Below are 15,856 nucleotides of genomic sequence, written 5' to 3' on the forward strand. Positions count from 1 at the left end.
GGCGGCGCACCGCTCACGGTCCTCAAGCAGTACATCGAACAGCAGAAACGACCCGTGTGAGCTGACCTGCTCACCGACGCGGAAGGCTAGAGCACGCTCGCGCCCTAGCAGGCACTCCCGCGTGAGCCTTCACCCCCGGCGCGAACGCCGGAGCACTGGCCCACAGTTCGGTAGATCGTCATGTCGGTATGGGCGCCGGGCTTCAACTGAGCTGACTCCTCCGCGTGAATGTGAGGATCGGATTGACGTGAGTAGCCGCGCGCGACCTCCGAACGCACAGCGGCCCGCCAACGCTGGAAGGAACACGGACTCGTATTCACCAGTCGCATCGGCGCACCGCTTGACGCTCACAACGTACGGAGTGAGTTCCGCAACGCCATCAGAGGAATCAAGGGCATCTACGCCGACGCATGGACACCACGAGAGCTGCAGCACAGCTTCGTGTCTCTACTCTCTGACGATGGTGGTCTCTCCATCGACGAGATCGCCAAGCTCTGCGGCCACGCCAGCACCACCGTGACCGAGACCGTCTACCGTCACCAGATCCGGCCAGTCATTCAGACGGGCGCGCTGGCCATGAACCGAATCTTCGCGTCTCCGAGGCGCGGCACTCCGCGAACATGTCCGGATCGAGTGGCTGTCTCACGTAAGAAGCGTACGTAACTATCGTTGCGGGAACCAAGGGGGGACCCCGTAGCGTCCGGGGCAGCGGTCGTCGACCAGGCGGCCTCTGTCGAACGGAGCCCTACCGATGAGTAAGATCGTTGTTTTCGGCGCCGGCGGACGTGCGGGCAGGCGTGCGGTCTCCGAGGCTGTCACCCGTGGTCATCAGGTCACGGCCGTCGTGCGTGAGCCTGCCAAGTACCGGCATCTGGACGGTGACGGCGTGAGGCTGGTCGCCGGAGACGTGACTCAGGCGGACAGCGTTGCGGCGACCGCGGCGGGGCACGATGCGGCGATCAATGCCGCCGTCCGGCTCGACGTCCCCTCGCAGGAGTTCTTCACGGGCGCGGCACATGCCCTGCTGAATGGTCTCGGACGCGCCGGAGTCGGCCGGCTGGTTCTGGTGGGGATCGGCACCACGCTGGAGATCACACCGGGGGTCATGGTCCATGATTCGCCCGGTTTCCCGGCGGAAGGCCGGGAGTTCTCATTGGGGCATGTCACGGAACTCGACGTGCTCCGTGACGCGGACACCGGGATCGACTGGCTGGTGCTGGCCCCGCCACCGGTCGTCCTGGACGACGACGCGCCTCGCACCGGCCAGTACCGGATCGGCGGCAACCAGGTCCTTCCGGGCGGTGACGGCTCGGCCTCCTTCTCCTACGCCGATCTCGCGGTCGCGCTCGTCGACGAGATCGAGACCCCGAAGCACCACCGTACGTTGGCCGCCGTAGTCGCCTGATGGCCCAAAGCTTCATCTTCACCGCAGGAGCGTGAATGCGCATCAGCACGAACGTCGGTATCGGGATCGATCGTCCACGGACGATGGCCGAGATCGTCGAAGAAACTCGGCGCGCCGCTGACCTCGGACTGGGCGGTGCCTGGTGGGCGGAACGGCATACCGCCGACGCACTCACGTCCGCCACTGTCGCCGGACTCGCGGTGCCCGGACTCCGGCTCGGAACGGCTGTCGTCACGACCTATCCGCGCCACCCGCTGGCACTGGCCAGCCAAGCTCTAACAGTGCAGGCGGCCACCGGGAACCGGCTCACCCTCGGCATAGGACCCGGGCACAAGCAGCAGGTTGAAACGGCTCTCGGGATGAACTTCGACCGACCGGCCCGGCACATCCGCGAATATCTGAGCGCGTTGATACCGCTGCTTCACGGCGAGCCGGTCGAGTTCGATGGTGAGTTCCTCCACGTCACTGGGCAGATCCGCACGCCGGGTGCACAGCCGCCGTCCGTGCTCCTGGCCGCGCTGGGTCGCGTCATGCTCCGTACCGCGGGCGAACTCGCCGACGGGACGGTCACCGTCTGGACCGGCGTCCGCACCATCGCGGCGCACATCGTTCCGCTGATCACGGCGGCGGCCGAGGCTGCCGGGCGACCGGTGCCGCAGGTCGTCGTCAACCTGCCGATCGCGATCACCGATGACCCCGACGGCGCACGTTCCTGGGTCGCGGAGCATTTTGGGGCCTCCCGGCGGGTGCCAAGCTACCGGGCGCTGTTCGAACGCGAAGGCGTGGGCGGAGCCGAAGACGTCGTGGTCGTCGGCGATGAACGGCAGGTGGAGAAGGAACTCCGCAGGTTCGCAGACGCCGGCGCGACGGAGTTCATCGCCGTGCCGTTCGGCTCAGAGCAGCAGATCACCCGGACCCTCACAGTCCTCGGTGATCTCAACGAGCACGGCTGACTCTGGCCAGTCCGGCTGGCACTGCGCATCTGCACTCGTCGGGAGCCGGAATACCGCACTCTCGGAATAAGTGCTCTGCCCCAGTATGGGGAGGTGGCCGCCGTCCGGGCCGGGCATCTTCGCGGTCTGGACTCCGGCGCGGTCGTGGTCGCCGTCCCCGACACGCAGCGGTTGATCGTCTGCCGCGCCGCATGGGAGGACGTCCTGGTTCACGCCACCGATCAACCGGGCGACCGGTTTGTGTTCCGGCCCAGGCGCGCCGCCCGGCACGCCAAGAACCTGTTCAGCTCCTGGACCGCCCGCCACCGGCCGACCGGCGGCCTGCCCGCCCTGTCGGTGCGCCGGCTGCGCTCCTCCTGGCTCGTCGAGCTGCTGAGCGCGAGGATCGACTTGGGCGTGGTGGCCGCCGCGGCCGGGATGAGCACCTCCGCACTGGCCCGCTACCAACACTTCGTCCCCGCCCTGGACGAGCCCACCGCGGTCGCGCTACTGCGCGGCAGGCCCGACGAACAGGCCAGGTGAGTACGGCGCAGCCACGCGCCTGGCCGCCGCACACCACCCGAGCCCGAGCCACCCGACCCCGACCTCCTGCCAAGCAGACGGCACAGATCCCCGACGCCGTCGTCAGTCACTACGCCCGACTGCTGGACGACTCCGGCATCATGCCGCTGATCGACGCCGAACTCGGCCCGAGACCCGGCCCGCCCGGGCTGCCCATCGCCGCGGTGCTGACCTGCCTGCTGCTGTCCATCAACCACACCGGCAAGGCCACTCTCGTCGACGCCTGGCGGATCGCCGCGTTCTGTCTGACCGCCGCCGCACGCCACCGGCTCAGCCTGCCCGACATCAACCCCGAAGATGTCCACCAGGTGCTCGCCTCCTCCTGCCGCTTCTACCGGGCTTTTGACCGGCTTACCACCGTGCTGGATCCGGCCCGCCACGATCGGCGCGCCCGCCTGCCCCAGCACCAGGCCAACGTGCTGGCCACCGCCTGGGAGCATGACGACCCAGCACACGCGCGCAAGCGGGAACTGCTGCAGGACATCGTCACCGCGCTGGTGCTCACCCCAGTGCGCTGGGCCAAAGGGCGGGGCTACCTCCGTCACTTCCGCGGCGACGTCGGCATCGACACCACCGCCGCCCCTGTCTTCGCCCGCCCACCCCGGGCCCGCCGCTCCACCGGGGAATTGATCGCCTCCACCGAGATCACTGCGGGCTGGCACCACTCGGCCGGCAACGGCCCACCCGAGTACGGCTACAGCGCCACCCTCACCGTCGCCGCCCGCACCCGCACAGCACTCGGCTCCTTCCCTCAACTGGCGCTCGGCCTGGTCCTCGACACCCCACACAAACGCATCGGCGCCAATGCCATCGCCACCCTCAAACCCCTGGCCACGCTCGGCTTTCCCACCGGCTTCGCCGTCGCCGACCGCGCCTACACCGACCAGCAACCTGGCCACTTCGCCCGGCCAGCACGCGAACTCGGCTACCGGCTCGCACTCGATTACAAAGTGGAGCAGCGGGGAGTGCAGGGCAGCGTCCACGACACCCCGCTCATCGACGGCTCCCCGGCCTGCCCGCTGATTCCCGACAGGCTTGCTCAGGCGACCACCGGCCTGGACGACGCCGCCATCCGCACACCATCGCAAGAGCTCACCGCGTTGATCGCCGCGCGAGAGCCGTACTTGCTGCGCCTCAAACAGAGCGCGAACGCAGACGGCGCCGTCCGCTACCAATGCCCGGCAGCAGGCACCTCCCCATCGCTGACCTGCCCCCGCTTCGACCGCCTCCACCAGCGCGGACCCAACCGGCCCACCGCAGTTGACCTGACCGACACCCGGCAGCGAGCCGCCCACTCCGCGGCCAAACCCCGCGTCCTGCCGCCACAGCCTGATCTGAAGGCCGACCAATTGCCGAAGATCTGCGGCCAGCACACGATCACCGTCCGCAAGGACGATCTCGGCCACCTCGACAAGTTCCGCCAGGACCTGGCCTACCTGAGTTCCGCCTGGATCGGGACCTACAAGTCTGTCCGGGCCAACACCGAAGGCATCAACGGCAGGCTCAAGGGACACGACCTCGACCTCGGCGATGCCAAGAACCGGCTCGCCCACGGCCGCGTCGCCCAGACCATCCTGGTCGCGCTGCTCGTCACTGTCGCCAACGACCACTTCCTCGACCAGTGGCGCCACATCCACGAGCCTCAGGACAGGCCCGTCACACTCGCCGTCACTCCGCAGGCTCCAGCCCAGCCCTTCGACGGCATACCACCCGCAGGCCAGAGCAGGCCGCCACCCGCCCCATAAGCCGCAGAACCCGCCACCTTGTCGCAGCGCCCCGCTCACCGTCGGCTTCGCCATGCCCAACGGCCGGATCTCGCTCCTCCACCAGCGGCCTGACACCACCCGGGCCTTCCCAGAAGCTGACTCCGCAGTCCCCGAACCAGGACGAATCCGATTCGGAAACCCCTGAAACGACGAGATCCCGCCCGATCTCAACGATCAGACGGGATCCCGTCAACTTCAGTCCGGCCGTCTCAAGAACGGCCCCTGGTGGAGATGAGGGGATTCGAACCCCTGACCCCTTCGATGCGAACGAAGTGCGCTACCGGACTGCGCTACATCCCCAAGGACTCGACCAGATTAGCAAACTCCTGAGGGTCCTCGCGCCACCCTTCAGTCGCCCACCGCCCGCTTGGGCGGCTCGGCGTACTGATCGAACAGGACGTCCGTGTGCAGCGACGTGAGATCGATGATCTCGGCCTGGGCGGCATCCTCCGCGGCCCGCTGCTGTTCCCGGGTGCGCCGCAGGCGCTCCGCACGCATCCTGCGGGCTCGTTCGCGGCGTTCCCTGTCCACTTGTACGGCGATGCGGAGAAAGGCCGTGTACGAGAACATGATGACCACGGAGGGCGCCACGCCCCACCACGGGATCATCTCGACCGCGGCCGTCACCATCGAGGCCAGGACAAGCAGGGCCGTGAAGAACAGCAGCCGACGCCGGCGGGCCACGATGATGGCGCGGCGCCGGAGCCGGAACTGGCGCACGTCGACCTTCTCCACCTCGGCCCCGTCGTCCTCGTCCGCGTCCGAAGGGTCCAGGTTGTCGAGGTCGGGAAGCTGGTGCTCGCCGGTGTAGTGCTCTTCGAGTTCGGCCAGCTCGGCGAGGTTCGTCTTGTCCCTGCGCAGCCACATCGGGATCAGGACGCAGAGCCACATCACGACGATCGCCAGATAGAGGAGGACGCTGCTCACGACCACCTCCGGGCAGCACAAAGACGCGAGTGTGCTCGTCGCGCCTTCAATGTGCTCACGTCACGCACCGTAAGACCGCGTGTCACTAATTGACGAGCATTCGGTGCGGTGTGTCGCGAGATCGTCAAACCTCTTCGACGGAAGACCCTCCATGAGCGGCTGACTCACGCGCGCGACGCCACTGCACGAGCAGCCCGCCAGGAACGTCCTCGACGGTCAACGCGTAGCAGATGTGGTCGCGCCAGGCCCCGTCGATGTGGAGTTGGCGCCGCCGAATGCCTTCTTCCCGGAATCCAAGCTTCTCAACCACCCTACGGCTGGCCTGGTTCTCGGGGCGGATGTTCGCTTCCAGCCGATGCAGCCCCGTGGTGAAAAAGCAGTGGTCAACGGCCATGGCGAGGGCGGTGGGGGTGATGCCCTGTCCGGCCAGCGCGCCGTCGATCCAGTAGCCGACCTGGGCGGAACGGGCAGATCCCCACACGATCGCCCCCACGGTCAGCTGTCCCGCGAAGCGCCCTCCGTACGTGATCACCCACGGCATCGCCAGGCCCTGCCTGGCCTCGCGGCGCAGGGTGCCGACCATGGAGATGTAGGGGCCGAGGCCGGTCCTGAACAGCGGCGTCTCAGGATTGCTCGGCTCCCAGGGACGTAGCCAGTCGGCATTGCGCAGCCGGGTCTCGCGCCACACGCGCACATCGCCGAGCCGCAGCGGCCGGAGGCCTACCGGACCGTCGTTCAGTGTCGCCGGCCAGCCACGAAGTCGATCCACACCCTCATCATCCCCCCATCGGGCATGATGTCGCCACGGATCACGGGATCGAGGTCAGCGCGGGTGATCGCCGCCCCGGATCTGATCGACCGCGTGCTTGAGAATCGGCGCGAGTACGGCGACGCCATCGCGTACGCCACCGGACGATCCAGGCAAATTAACGATCAAGGTGTCGCCTGCCTGGCCTGCCAGACCTCTGGACAGCACGGAGGCAGGGACCTTTTCCCGGTTCGCCAGCCGAATGGCCTCGGCTATACCGGGAATTTCCCGGGAAATTACCCGGGCCGTCATTTCCGGCGTCAGGTCCATGGGCGTCAGCCCGGTCCCCCCGGTGGTCACGATGACGTCGTATCCTTCCGCCAACCCGTCTCGAAGGGCACCTTCGACCGACTCCCCGTCGGGCACCACCAGGGGGCCGTCCACGACCTCGCAGCCCGCCTCGCGACGCAGCAGGTCAGCGAGGAGCGGACCGGATTTGTCGGCATAAATCCCGGCCGACGCCCGGTTCGACACCGTGATCACGAGTGCTCGCATCACTCCGCGTCCCTGGTCCAGTGGCCGGTCTTGCCGCCCAGCTTCTCCTCCACCCGTACATCGGTGATCACCGCGCCCGGATCCACCGCCTTGACCATGTCGAACAGCGCCAGGGCCGCCACCGAGACCGCCGTCAACGCCTCCATCTCGACCCCCGTGCGGTCGGCCGTCTTCACCCGACAGGTGATCGCCACGCCCCAGTCCTCGACGTCCAGCGTGACCTTCACCCCGTGCAGCGCGATCGGATGGCAGAGCGGGATCAGGTCGGGCGTCCGCTTCGCCCCCATGATCCCCGCGATCCGCGCCACCCCCAGCGCGTCACCCTTGGGCACCTCGCCGGACCGCAGCAGCGACACGACCTCGCTGGACAGAAGCACCCGCCCCGTTGCCGTGGCGGTCCGGGCCGACACGTCCTTGGCGGACACGTCCACCATGCGCGCCGCCCCGGTCTCATCGACATGGGTCAGCCCACCTTGTTCGCTCACAGCGGGATCACCTCCACCGACGCCCCCTCGGGCACCTCGGTCACGTCCTCGGCCACCACGATCAGCGCGTTCGCCGAGGCCAGGGCGGCGAGTTGGTGTGACCCCTGCCCGTGCACCGGCGACACCGTGCCGTCGGAGGCCAGCACACCGCGCAGGAACGACCGGCGCCCCGCCGGCGACCGCAACGGCCCGGTGACGCGAGCGGTGACCGGCTCGGGCATGCCCGCAGGAAGCCCACGCATCCTGTCGAGCGCCGGGCGCACGAACAGCATGAAAGACACGAAAGACGACACCGGGTTGCCGGGAAGCGCGAAGATCGGCACCCGATCCTCCCCCAGCACGCCGAACCCCTGCGGCATCCCCGGCTGCATCGCCACCTTCTCGAACCGAACCGTCCCCAGCGGCGACAGAGCCTCCTTGACCGGCTCGTACGCCCCCATGGACACCCCACCGCTGGTGATGATCGCGTCGGCCCGCACGAGATGCGTGTCGAGCCGATCGAGCAGCACCGCCGGATCGTCCCCGACAGACCCCGCCCGGAACCCCTCGCCTCCCGACTCCCGCACGGCCGCGGTCAGCGTGAAGCTGTTGGATTCCCAGATCTGCCCGTGGACCAGCGGGCTGCCCGGCTCGACCAGCTCCGCGCCCGTCGAGATGACGACGACTCGAGGCCTGGGCCGCGCCCAGACCCGCCGCCGCCCCACCCCCGCGATGATCCCGAGCTGGGCGGGCCCGATCACCGTGCCCGCTTTGAGCACGACCTCACCGGCCTCCACGTCCTCCCCTGCCCGCCGGATCGCGTTGCCGGCGGTTGCAGAACGCGTGATCCGTACGGAGACCGTCCCCCCGTCCGTCCACTCCACCGGCACCACGGCATCGGCCCCGGCAGGCATGGGAGCGCCGGTCATGATTCGCACGGAGTGCCCTGGTCCCACGGCCCGCAGCTCCACGGACCCGGCCGCCACATCGTCGATCACCGGCAAGGTAACCGGGACGTCCGCGACGTCGGCGGCGCGTACGGCATATCCGTCCATGGCCGAGTTGTCGAACGGCGGCAGAGGCACCGGCGACGAGACCTCCTCGGCCAGCGTCGTCCCCAGCGCCTGCTCCAGCTCCAGCTCTATCGGCGCCAGCGGACGAACTGTGGCCAGGATCTCGGCCAGATGCTCGTCAACCGATTTCATCGAGGAACTCCCGCAGCCACGGCACGAAATCCGGCGCCAGATCCTCCCGATCCGCCGCGAACTTCACCACCGTCCGCAGATAGTCGAGCTTGTCGCCGGTGTCGTATCTGCGCCCTCTGAACAGCACCCCGTGCACCGGCCCGCCCTCCGCAGAGCCGCGCGCGGCGAGCGTGCGTAGCGCGTCGGTGAGCTGGATCTCGCCCCCGCGCCCCGGCGGTGTGTTCTCCAGCACCTCGAACACCGCGGGATCGATCACGTAACGCCCGATGATCGCCCAGTTGGACGGCGCCTCGTCGGCCGGCGGCTTCTCCACGAGGTCGGTCACGCGTACGACGTCGTCCTCGGCCGTGGCCTCGATCGTCGCGACGCCGTACAGGGAGACCTGCTCCTTGGGCACCTCCATCAGCGCGATCACGCTCCCCCCGAACGTGTCACGCACCTCGATCATGCGCTTGAGCAGCTGGTCGCGGCGGTCGATCAGGTCGTCGCCGAGCAGGCAGGCGAAGGCATGGTCGCCGACGTGCTGCTTGGCGCAGAGCACCGCGTGGCCCAGCCCCTTGGGCTCGCCCTGCCGCACGTAGTGAAGGGTCGCCAGCGAAGCCGGCTCGCGCACCTGGGACAACCGGTGCTCGTCGCCCTTGGCCTCGAGGGCCTCTTCCAGCTCGAATGCGCGGTCGAAATGATCTTCGATGGACCGTTTATTCTTGCCGGTGACCATGAGCACATCGAGGAGCCCCGCGGAGGCGGCCTCCTCGACGACATACTGGATCGCGGGCTTGTCGACGATGGGCAACATCTCCTTCGGTGTCGCCTTGGTCGCCGGAAGAAACCGGGTGCCCAGACCCGCGGCGGGCACGACGGCTTTCGTCACAGGGTCGAAGTCAGCCATGAGTAGACCCTAGTGGAGGTATCTGTGGACAAGCTGAACCTGCGTCGGGAGCTGAGCTCCGCGCGTGCCTCCCTCTCCCCCGAACAGCAGCGAGCAAACGCCATCAAGGTCCGCGAAACACTGCTCGACCAACCGTGGGTCCAGATGGCCGGTCTCGTGGCTTGCTACTGGTCAACGGGGTCGGAGCCGGAGACGCACGGGCTCGTGTTCGCTCTGTGGAAACATGGAGCCACCGTTGTCCTCCCCGTCCTCCGCGAGGACTATGACCTCGATTGGGCGGTGTACGACGGGCCCGACTCGCTGGCCCCGGGCCGCTTCGGGATCATGGAGCCGGTCGACACCCGCCGCGGCGTCGACGCCATCCGCACCGCCGCGCTCGTGATCGTGCCCGCGCTGGCGGTGGACAGGAAGACAGGTGTACGGCTGGGGCGCGGTGGCGGCTCGTACGATCGTGCCCTGACCAGGGTGGGGCCCAACGTCCCGACCGTCGCGCTGCTCCACGACGGGGAGCTGATCGACGATCTCCCCGCGGAGCCGCATGACCGCCACGTCCGTTTTGCCGTGACACCACAGGGACTCATTAGTCTTATGTGAACGCAGGTACGAGAGGGGGCCAGATGACGCTTGATATCTGGCTTCTTCTTGGTGCCGCAATTGTCATCGCGGCCATCGCATCCGTACGCTTCGCGCATCGCACCGGCCTGCCCAGCCTGCTCATCTTCCTCGGATTCGGCCTGGTGCTGGGCGAGGCCGGGTTCGGGATCCCTTTCCACAATCCCCAGCTCGCCCAGCAAATCGGCCTCACGGCGCTGGCGGTGATCCTGGCCGAGGGTGGTCTCACCACGAACTGGTCCCATGTGCGGCGTTCCGTACCCCTGGCCCTGGTTATGGCGACCGTGGGCGTGGCGGTCAGCATCGTGGTGCTGGCGCTGGTCGTACAGGGACTTCTCGGCATAGATCAGTCGACCGCGCTCATCTTCGGCGCGGTGCTGGCCTCCACGGACGCCGCCGCCGTCTTCTCCGTGCTGCGCAGGCTGCCACTGCCCCCGCGGCTGGCCGGCGTACTGGAGGCGGAGTCCGGTTTCAACGACGCGCCCACGGTGATCGCGGTCGTGCTGCTGAGCGGGGCCTCGCACTCGTCGGCGACCGTGGGAACGTTCCTGCTGGAGACCTCGGTCGAGCTGATCATCGGCGCCGCGGTCGGCCTGGCCGTCGGCCCTGCAGGCGCATATGCGCTGCGCCGCGTCGCGCTCCCCGCCTCCGGCCTCTATCCCCTCGCCGTGCTGTCGCTCACATTCGTCTCGTACGGCGGCGCCGTGCTGCTGCACGGCTCAGGATTCCTGGCCGTCTACCTGACGGCGTTGATCCTGGGCAATTCGCGGCTGCCGCACCGGGCTGCGACCAGGGGGTTCGCGGAGGGCGCGGCGTGGCTGGCGCAGATCGGGCTGTTCGTCATGCTCGGTCTGCTGGCCAGCCCCAGCGAGATGCCGTCGGCCATCGTGCCCGGCCTGATCGCCGGCACCGTCCTCGTGCTCCTCGCGCGACCGCTGTCCGTCATGGTGAGCTCGCTGATGGCGTGGGCGCTACGGGTTGGCAGCGTGAGCTGGCGTGAGCAGGCCTTCCTGTCCTGGGCGGGGCTGCGCGGCGCGATCCCGATCGTGCTGGCGACCATTCCGTGGGCGTCCGGCGTCGAAGGGTCCAAGGAGATCTTCAACGAGGTCTTCGTGATCGTCATCACGTTCACCCTGCTCCAGGGGCCGACGCTACCTTTCGTGGCCCGGGTGCTCGGGGTGGCCGCGCCTGGGGAGGCGCACGAACTGGAGGTGGAGTCGGCGCCGCTCGAGGAGCTCAAGGCGGACCTGCTGCAGGTCAAGGTGCCCGTCGGCTCGAAGCTGCACGGCGTGGAGATCTTCGAGCTCCGCCTGCCCGCCGGCGCGCAGGTGACCCTGATCGTTCGCGACGGCAAATCCTTCGTGCCCGCCGGCAACACCAGGATCAGGGTGGACGACCAGCTCCTGCTGGTCACCACGGCCTCCTGCCGCGACCAGGTGGAGCGCCGCCTGCGCGCCGTGAGCCGCAGCGGCAAGCTGGCCGGCTGGTACGGCGAGCGGGGATTGGAATAGGCGTTTGACCTAATCGGTTACCATTAGCAGTCGCATCCCTCGAGTGCCAGACCTGAAGGAGGAGCGCGTGCCGACATACCAGTACGCCTGCAATGACTGCGGCGAGCAGCTCGAGGTCGTTCAGAAGTTCACCGACGATGCTCTGACGGTTTGCCCAGCTTGCGAGGGAAACCTGCGGAAGGTCTTCTCCGCCGTCGGCATCGTGTTCAAGGGCTCGGGCTTCTATCGGACCGACAACCGTTCGTCCTCGACCTCGCCTTCCACCTCTTCGTCTTCGTCGTCGAATTCCTCTTCGTCGTCGAAGACCTCGGAGAGCAAGTCCGCCGACACGAGCTCGTCCTCGTCCACCCCTGCCGCCGCCCCCGCCGCCGCCTCCAGCTGACCTCGGCCTCCCGATAAGTGGCCGCCCAGCGCGGCCACAGGCGAGTTATCCACAGAACGAGATTCGGACCGCTCTGGTTCGTGGCCGATCCGGCTACTCTCTCGGCCATGGTCACTCGCGCAGACATCGGCGTCATCGGCGGATCGGGCTTCTACTCCCTGCTCGACGACGCGGAGGAGATTGAGCTCGCCACGCCTTACGGGCCCCCGAGCGATGTCGTCACGGTCGGACGCATCGGCTCGCGTTCCGTCGCGTTCATCCCCAGACACGGGCGAGATCATCGTTTCCCGCCACACCGCATCCCCTATCGGGCCAACCTCTGGGCGCTGCGCTCGCTCGGCGTCCGCCAGGTGCTCGCGCCCAGCGCCGTAGGCTCGCTGAGAGTGGAGTACGGCCCGGGCGCCATGGTCATCCCTGACCAACTCGTTGATCGCACCTCAGGTCGCGTACAGACCTATTACGACATAGACGGCGCAGTCCACGTCTCCTTCGCCGACCCCTACTGCCCTTCAGGCCGCGCCACCGCGGTGGAGACCGCCCGCTCCACCGACTGGGAGACCGTCGACGGCGGCACCCTGGTGGTCATCGAAGGCCCACGGTTCTCGACCCGGGCCGAGTCACAGTGGTTCGCCGGCAACGGCTGGTCGATCGTCGGCATGACCGGCTTCCCCGAGGCGATCCTGGCCCGCGAGCTGGCCCTCTGCTACACGTCACTCTCCCTGGTGACCGACCACGACGCCGGGGTGGAGGCGGGCCAGGGCGTCACCCATGACGAGGTCCTCGAGTTCTTCGCGCAAAACGTCACACGCATGCGCGCCCTGGTGGCGGAGACCGTGCAGGCCCTTCCCGAGGAGCGCACGTGCCCCTGCGGCTCGGCCCTCGACGGGATCAAGCTCCCCTTCGAGCTGCCGTGATCCAGTCCTGGCTGATCCGCTATGGCCGCCGTCGCCGCCTCATCGCGGCGGCGCTGGCCGCCCTCGCCGTCATTTCCGCTTTTGTCGCCACCCGTCCCACGCCTGCCCCCACGGTGCTGGTGGCGACCCGCGACCTGTCCCCCGGCCCGCTCAGCCCGGGCGACCTGGCCCCCGCCGCGCTCAACCACCCACCCACCGGCGCCGTACGCGCAGCCGCGGCGGGCCAGGTCCTGGCGAGCCCCATGCGCAAGGGCGAGCCGTTAACCGACGTCCGCCTCCTCCAGTCGTTCCGTCTCCCGCCCGGCATGGTCGCCACACCCGTGCGCATAGCCGACGCGGCGGCCGCGAAGCTTCTCTCCCCCGGCGCCACGATCACCGTCCTGGCCACGTGGGAGGAAGCCCAGCCGGCCCGTCCCGTCGCCGAGGAGGTACGGGTCATCACCATCCCACCTCCGGCCCAGGCCACGAGCGAGACCCACGGCGCCCTGGTGGTGCTCGCGACCACCCCGACCCAAGCGGCAGAACTGGCGGCAGCCCAGACCACCGGCCACCTCGCGATCACCATCAAACCCAACTCTACGTAATCACTCGATTACGATTCTCTCATGGACGGATTCAAGAAGTTCTTCATGCAGGGAAACGTCATCGACCTGGCCGTGGCGGTCGTCATCGGAGCGGCCTTCAACTCGATCGTGCAGTCGTTCGTGGCCGACCTCCTCACGCCCCTGATCTCGGCGTTCGGGGGTCTGCCCGACTTCTCCTCGCTCAAGGTCACGGTGGGCCGGTCCAACTTCATGTACGACAACTTCATCAACGCGGTCGTCTCGTTTCTGATGGTCGCCGCGGTGGTCTACTTCCTGGTGGCGAAGCCGTACACGCGGCTCAGAGACCGCGCCGCAGCCAAGATCGAGTCGAAGACCCGCGACTGCCCGGAATGCCTGTCGGAGATCCCGAAGGCCGCGTCCCGCTGCGCCTTCTGCAGCACGCAGGTGGCGTAGGGCTAGAGCAGAGAGTCGTTCTTCGGGTCGTACTCCCAGTGCCACGGCTCGAACGGGCCGGTGTACGCCCAGGAGGGATGGAACCACCCATACTTCTTGGAGTTCTTCTCCATCCAGACGAACTCCGTGGACCCGGACCTCTCCACCCCGCCACACAGGTCCGCTGCCAGCCCGAGCCCGTGGTTGCTCCGCCCGGGCACGGCGGCGAACCCCGGCCGCCGGTAGTAGACCGACTGCTGCTCGGCCAGGCTCCGATAGGCGTCGGTGACGCAGATGCTCTTCCCGAACCGCCGCCGATAGGCCTCGTTCAGGCTCACGAAGGCGATGGTGGCATCGGCCCGCAGGCTGAACCCCTTCTGCTGCAACGGACAGAGCATGGTCTTGGGAATCAGACCGTTGGGGTATTCGCCGGCCGTCGCGGCTCGCAGCGGATTGCACCCCAAGGCCGCCCGCCCGACCTTGTCAACCTTGATCCCCATTTTCACGAGCGCCGCCGTGAGAGACTTCACGATCTTGTCCGACCGCTGCCGAAGCGTGTCCACTTCGGCCGACAACTGCGCCTCGGCCAGCAAGTTCCCGGCCCGGAGCTCCTGCGCCTCCGCGGCCAGCCGCTCGGCCTCCGTGTAGAGCGTGCTGGTCTGCTCGACGGCCTTCTGCCGTACGGAAACGATCTGCGTCGCGTCGGAGAGCGCCCGCAGTGTGCTCTCGTTCGCGCCCCCGGACAGGAACGGCACGATCCCATCCGCCATGAGCGGCTGCTCGTACAGCAGCTCGGCCATCTGCGACACGGGTTGCCGCATCACCGCCACCCGCCGCTCCAGATCCTGCAGCGCCGCCAGCTTGTCCTTCAGCTGTTTGTCGGAGGCGGCGATGTCCGCCCGCCGCTTCTCCAGGGCCTTGGTGGCGTCCTCGAGCTCCTTGGCCGACCGCTCGGCCTCTTTCCGCAGCGCGGTCAGGCTGCCGGGATCCGGCTTTTCCTGCACCTGTACGACCTGCGCCTGCGCGCGCCCCTGCCCGGAAGGCACGAAAAGAGAAGCCACCGCCATGACTACCGCGATCAGACCCGCTGATCGAGGGGCTGGCACGTTCGACTCCTCCGTTTGCAAACTCGTTACCCTGGTCAGGGACGCACGTTACTACAGCCCGCCGAGTGCCCGAGCCGAACTCGGGAGAGCTGTTATGAGACAAAAGGCGCACTCTTTCCGCCCACCTCCCACATCCACCGCCGGGAAGCGTCACCAACGTACGGCACCTCTAAGATCAGGCACCTCGATCTCCGTCCCCACCCCCGCCGCCTGCCGCTCCCGCTCGAGGCACATATCCCACAACCAGGTGTCCGCCCACTCCCCGGGACACTCGCCAACATGCGTCCGCTCAGGAGCCGGCGTAACAGGCTCCGCATAACTGGGCCCCTCAGTAGCGACCGCCTGGGGCGCATCAGCCACCCGCGGCCGCGACACCACCCGCACGGGCCCCGGCACGCTGCCTTCGTATATCCGCTCCGGATGCGCCGGCGCCCGCATCAACACCGGCCCGAACCCCACCCGCCCGACGCCGTCCCCCATCACCACACGGCCGCCGACCCCCTGCTCAAACCCCCGCATCTCCCCAGCCAACAACCCCCCAGCCAGGATCGCGGGCGCCAACAACGCCCCGAACAACACGACGGGCCGCCGACGTGCTTGCTTGCTTTGCCTCGTGGTCACAGGCAGACGCTATCCACGCCGGATGCGACCGAATCTGATCACTTGTCATGCCTTTACCGCAGCTCAGACCACCCATAACCAACCCCGCCAAACTCACTCCCGCCCTACGTCGCACGCAGTGCCAGACTTTCGCTAGGCTTACGAGGGTCCGCCTCCGTAGCTCAGGGGATAGAGCACCGCTCTCCTAAAGCGGGTGCCGCAGGTTCGAATCCTGCCGGGGGCACTCATCTCCACCAGGCATTTTGCCCTCCGACCTGCGG

Annotated in this window: 17 protein-coding genes, 2 tRNA genes and 1 pseudogene; 12 read left to right on the plus strand and 8 right to left on the minus strand. The window is 68.0% G+C overall.

Annotation, left to right across the window (positions count from 1 at the left end):
- Positions 1–300: 300 nt before the first annotated feature.
- The 5 genes and pseudogenes from AB0J09_RS06670 to AB0J09_RS06690 all read left to right on the plus strand — a co-directional run.
- Positions 301–663, plus strand: a pseudogene (locus tag AB0J09_RS06670) (tyrosine-type recombinase/integrase); the annotation flags it as partial.
- 88 nt (positions 664–751) lie between these two features.
- On the plus strand, positions 752–1,405 hold the full coding sequence (locus AB0J09_RS06675; protein ID WP_360686226.1) for an NAD(P)H-binding protein: 654 nt from the start codon (positions 752–754) through the stop codon (positions 1,403–1,405).
- A 35-nt stretch (positions 1,406–1,440) separates the two neighbouring features.
- Positions 1,441–2,358, plus strand: coding sequence for a TIGR03564 family F420-dependent LLM class oxidoreductase (locus AB0J09_RS06680; protein WP_360686229.1), 918 nt, complete (start codon positions 1,441–1,443; stop codon positions 2,356–2,358).
- Positions 2,359–2,451: 93 nt separating this feature from the next.
- The gene (locus tag AB0J09_RS06685; RefSeq protein ID WP_360686232.1) at positions 2,452–2,880 is read left to right on the plus strand and encodes a hypothetical protein; all 429 of its coding nucleotides are present in this window, start codon (positions 2,452–2,454) and stop codon (positions 2,878–2,880) included.
- Complete coding sequence (locus AB0J09_RS06690) at positions 2,877–4,664, plus strand: hypothetical protein (protein WP_360686234.1); 1,788 nt, start codon at positions 2,877–2,879, stop codon at positions 4,662–4,664. The genes AB0J09_RS06685 and AB0J09_RS06690 overlap by 4 nt, the downstream gene beginning before the upstream one ends.
- Positions 4,665–4,908: 244 nt before the next feature.
- On the opposite strand, the gene AB0J09_RS06695 is transcribed toward AB0J09_RS06690, so the two are convergent.
- The 7 genes from AB0J09_RS06695 to galU all read right to left on the minus strand — a co-directional run bounded on the left by AB0J09_RS06695 (position 4,909) and on the right by galU (position 9,473).
- A tRNA-Ala gene (locus AB0J09_RS06695) sits at positions 4,909–4,985 on the minus strand.
- A 48-nt stretch (positions 4,986–5,033) separates the two neighbouring features.
- On the minus strand, positions 5,034–5,612 hold the full coding sequence (locus AB0J09_RS06700; RefSeq protein ID WP_360686237.1) for a hypothetical protein: 579 nt from the start codon (positions 5,610–5,612) through the stop codon (positions 5,034–5,036).
- A 124-nt stretch (positions 5,613–5,736) separates the two neighbouring features.
- Positions 5,737–6,381, minus strand: coding sequence for a GNAT family protein (locus AB0J09_RS06705; RefSeq protein WP_360686240.1), 645 nt, complete (start codon positions 6,379–6,381; stop codon positions 5,737–5,739).
- Positions 6,382–6,435: 54 nt separating this feature from the next.
- On the minus strand, positions 6,436–6,915 hold the full coding sequence (locus AB0J09_RS06710) for a MogA/MoaB family molybdenum cofactor biosynthesis protein (RefSeq protein WP_360686243.1): 480 nt from the start codon (positions 6,913–6,915) through the stop codon (positions 6,436–6,438).
- On the minus strand, positions 6,915–7,400 hold the full coding sequence (gene moaC, locus AB0J09_RS06715; RefSeq protein WP_360686246.1) for a cyclic pyranopterin monophosphate synthase MoaC: 486 nt from the start codon (positions 7,398–7,400) through the stop codon (positions 6,915–6,917). The genes AB0J09_RS06710 and moaC overlap by 1 nt, the downstream gene beginning before the upstream one ends.
- A complete protein-coding gene (gene glp / locus AB0J09_RS06720) occupies positions 7,397–8,584 on the minus strand; it encodes a gephyrin-like molybdotransferase Glp (protein ID WP_360686249.1) in 1,188 nt (395 codons plus the stop codon). Before glp ends, moaC begins: the two co-directional genes overlap by 4 nt.
- Positions 8,571–9,473, minus strand: coding sequence for a UTP--glucose-1-phosphate uridylyltransferase GalU (galU, locus tag AB0J09_RS06725; protein WP_360686251.1), 903 nt, complete (start codon positions 9,471–9,473; stop codon positions 8,571–8,573). The genes glp and galU overlap by 14 nt, the downstream gene beginning before the upstream one ends.
- 24 nt (positions 9,474–9,497) lie before the next feature.
- Between galU and AB0J09_RS06730 the strand changes: the two genes are divergently transcribed.
- From AB0J09_RS06730 to mscL, 6 genes are all read left to right on the plus strand, one after another.
- A complete protein-coding gene (locus AB0J09_RS06730) occupies positions 9,498–10,067 on the plus strand; it encodes a 5-formyltetrahydrofolate cyclo-ligase (RefSeq protein WP_360686254.1) in 570 nt (189 codons plus the stop codon).
- Positions 10,068–10,090: 23 nt separating this feature from the next.
- Positions 10,091–11,596 (plus strand): potassium/proton antiporter, encoded by a 1,506-nt coding sequence (locus AB0J09_RS06735; RefSeq protein ID WP_360686257.1) that lies wholly within the window; start codon positions 10,091–10,093, stop codon positions 11,594–11,596.
- A gap of 67 nt (positions 11,597–11,663) precedes the next feature.
- The gene (locus AB0J09_RS06740) at positions 11,664–11,978 is read left to right on the plus strand and encodes an FmdB family zinc ribbon protein (protein ID WP_360686260.1); all 315 of its coding nucleotides are present in this window, start codon (positions 11,664–11,666) and stop codon (positions 11,976–11,978) included.
- A 107-nt stretch (positions 11,979–12,085) separates the two neighbouring features.
- Positions 12,086–12,892, plus strand: a complete 807-nt coding sequence (locus AB0J09_RS06745) for an S-methyl-5'-thioadenosine phosphorylase (RefSeq protein WP_360686263.1) — start codon at positions 12,086–12,088, stop codon at positions 12,890–12,892.
- A complete protein-coding gene (locus tag AB0J09_RS06750) occupies positions 12,889–13,476 on the plus strand; it encodes an RcpC/CpaB family pilus assembly protein (protein ID WP_360686265.1) in 588 nt (195 codons plus the stop codon). Before AB0J09_RS06745 ends, AB0J09_RS06750 begins: the two co-directional genes overlap by 4 nt.
- Before the next feature lie 21 nt (positions 13,477–13,497).
- The gene (mscL, locus tag AB0J09_RS06755; protein WP_360686268.1) at positions 13,498–13,890 is read left to right on the plus strand and encodes a large conductance mechanosensitive channel protein MscL; all 393 of its coding nucleotides are present in this window, start codon (positions 13,498–13,500) and stop codon (positions 13,888–13,890) included.
- A gap of 2 nt (positions 13,891–13,892) precedes the next feature.
- Here mscL and AB0J09_RS06760 read toward each other — a convergent pair whose 3' ends face one another.
- The gene (locus AB0J09_RS06760) at positions 13,893–14,930 is read right to left on the minus strand and encodes a D-alanyl-D-alanine carboxypeptidase family protein (RefSeq protein WP_360686271.1); all 1,038 of its coding nucleotides are present in this window, start codon (positions 14,928–14,930) and stop codon (positions 13,893–13,895) included.
- 816 nt (positions 14,931–15,746) lie between these two features.
- On the opposite strand from AB0J09_RS06760, the gene AB0J09_RS06765 reads away from it, so the two are divergent.
- A tRNA-Arg gene (locus AB0J09_RS06765) sits at positions 15,747–15,819 on the plus strand.
- Positions 15,820–15,856 lie beyond the last annotated feature (37 nt).

The organism is Nonomuraea sp. NPDC049784 (assembly GCF_040659615.1).
In the GTDB taxonomy this organism is placed as follows: domain Bacteria; phylum Actinomycetota; class Actinomycetes; order Streptosporangiales; family Streptosporangiaceae; genus Nonomuraea.

What these genes read in the sequence shown, in the direction of transcription:
- AB0J09_RS06675 (WP_360686226.1), top strand. Translation starts at nt 752, where the DNA reads ATGAGTAAGATCGTTGTTTTCGGCGCCGGCGGACGTGCGGGCAGGCGT.
- AB0J09_RS06680 (WP_360686229.1), top strand. Translation starts at nt 1,441, where the DNA reads ATGCGCATCAGCACGAACGTCGGTATCGGGATCGATCGTCCACGGACG.
- AB0J09_RS06710 (WP_360686243.1), bottom strand. Translation starts at nt 6,915, where the DNA reads ATGCGAGCACTCGTGATCACGGTGTCGAACCGGGCGTCGGCCGGGATT.
- glp (WP_360686249.1), bottom strand. Translation starts at nt 8,584, where the DNA reads ATGAAATCGGTTGACGAGCATCTGGCCGAGATCCTGGCCACAGTTCGT.
- galU (WP_360686251.1), bottom strand. Translation starts at nt 9,473, where the DNA reads ATGGCTGACTTCGACCCTGTGACGAAAGCCGTCGTGCCCGCCGCGGGT.
- AB0J09_RS06735 (WP_360686257.1), top strand. Translation starts at nt 10,091, where the DNA reads ATGACGCTTGATATCTGGCTTCTTCTTGGTGCCGCAATTGTCATCGCG.
- AB0J09_RS06745 (WP_360686263.1), top strand. Translation starts at nt 12,086, where the DNA reads ATGGTCACTCGCGCAGACATCGGCGTCATCGGCGGATCGGGCTTCTAC.
- mscL (WP_360686268.1), top strand. Translation starts at nt 13,498, where the DNA reads ATGGACGGATTCAAGAAGTTCTTCATGCAGGGAAACGTCATCGACCTG.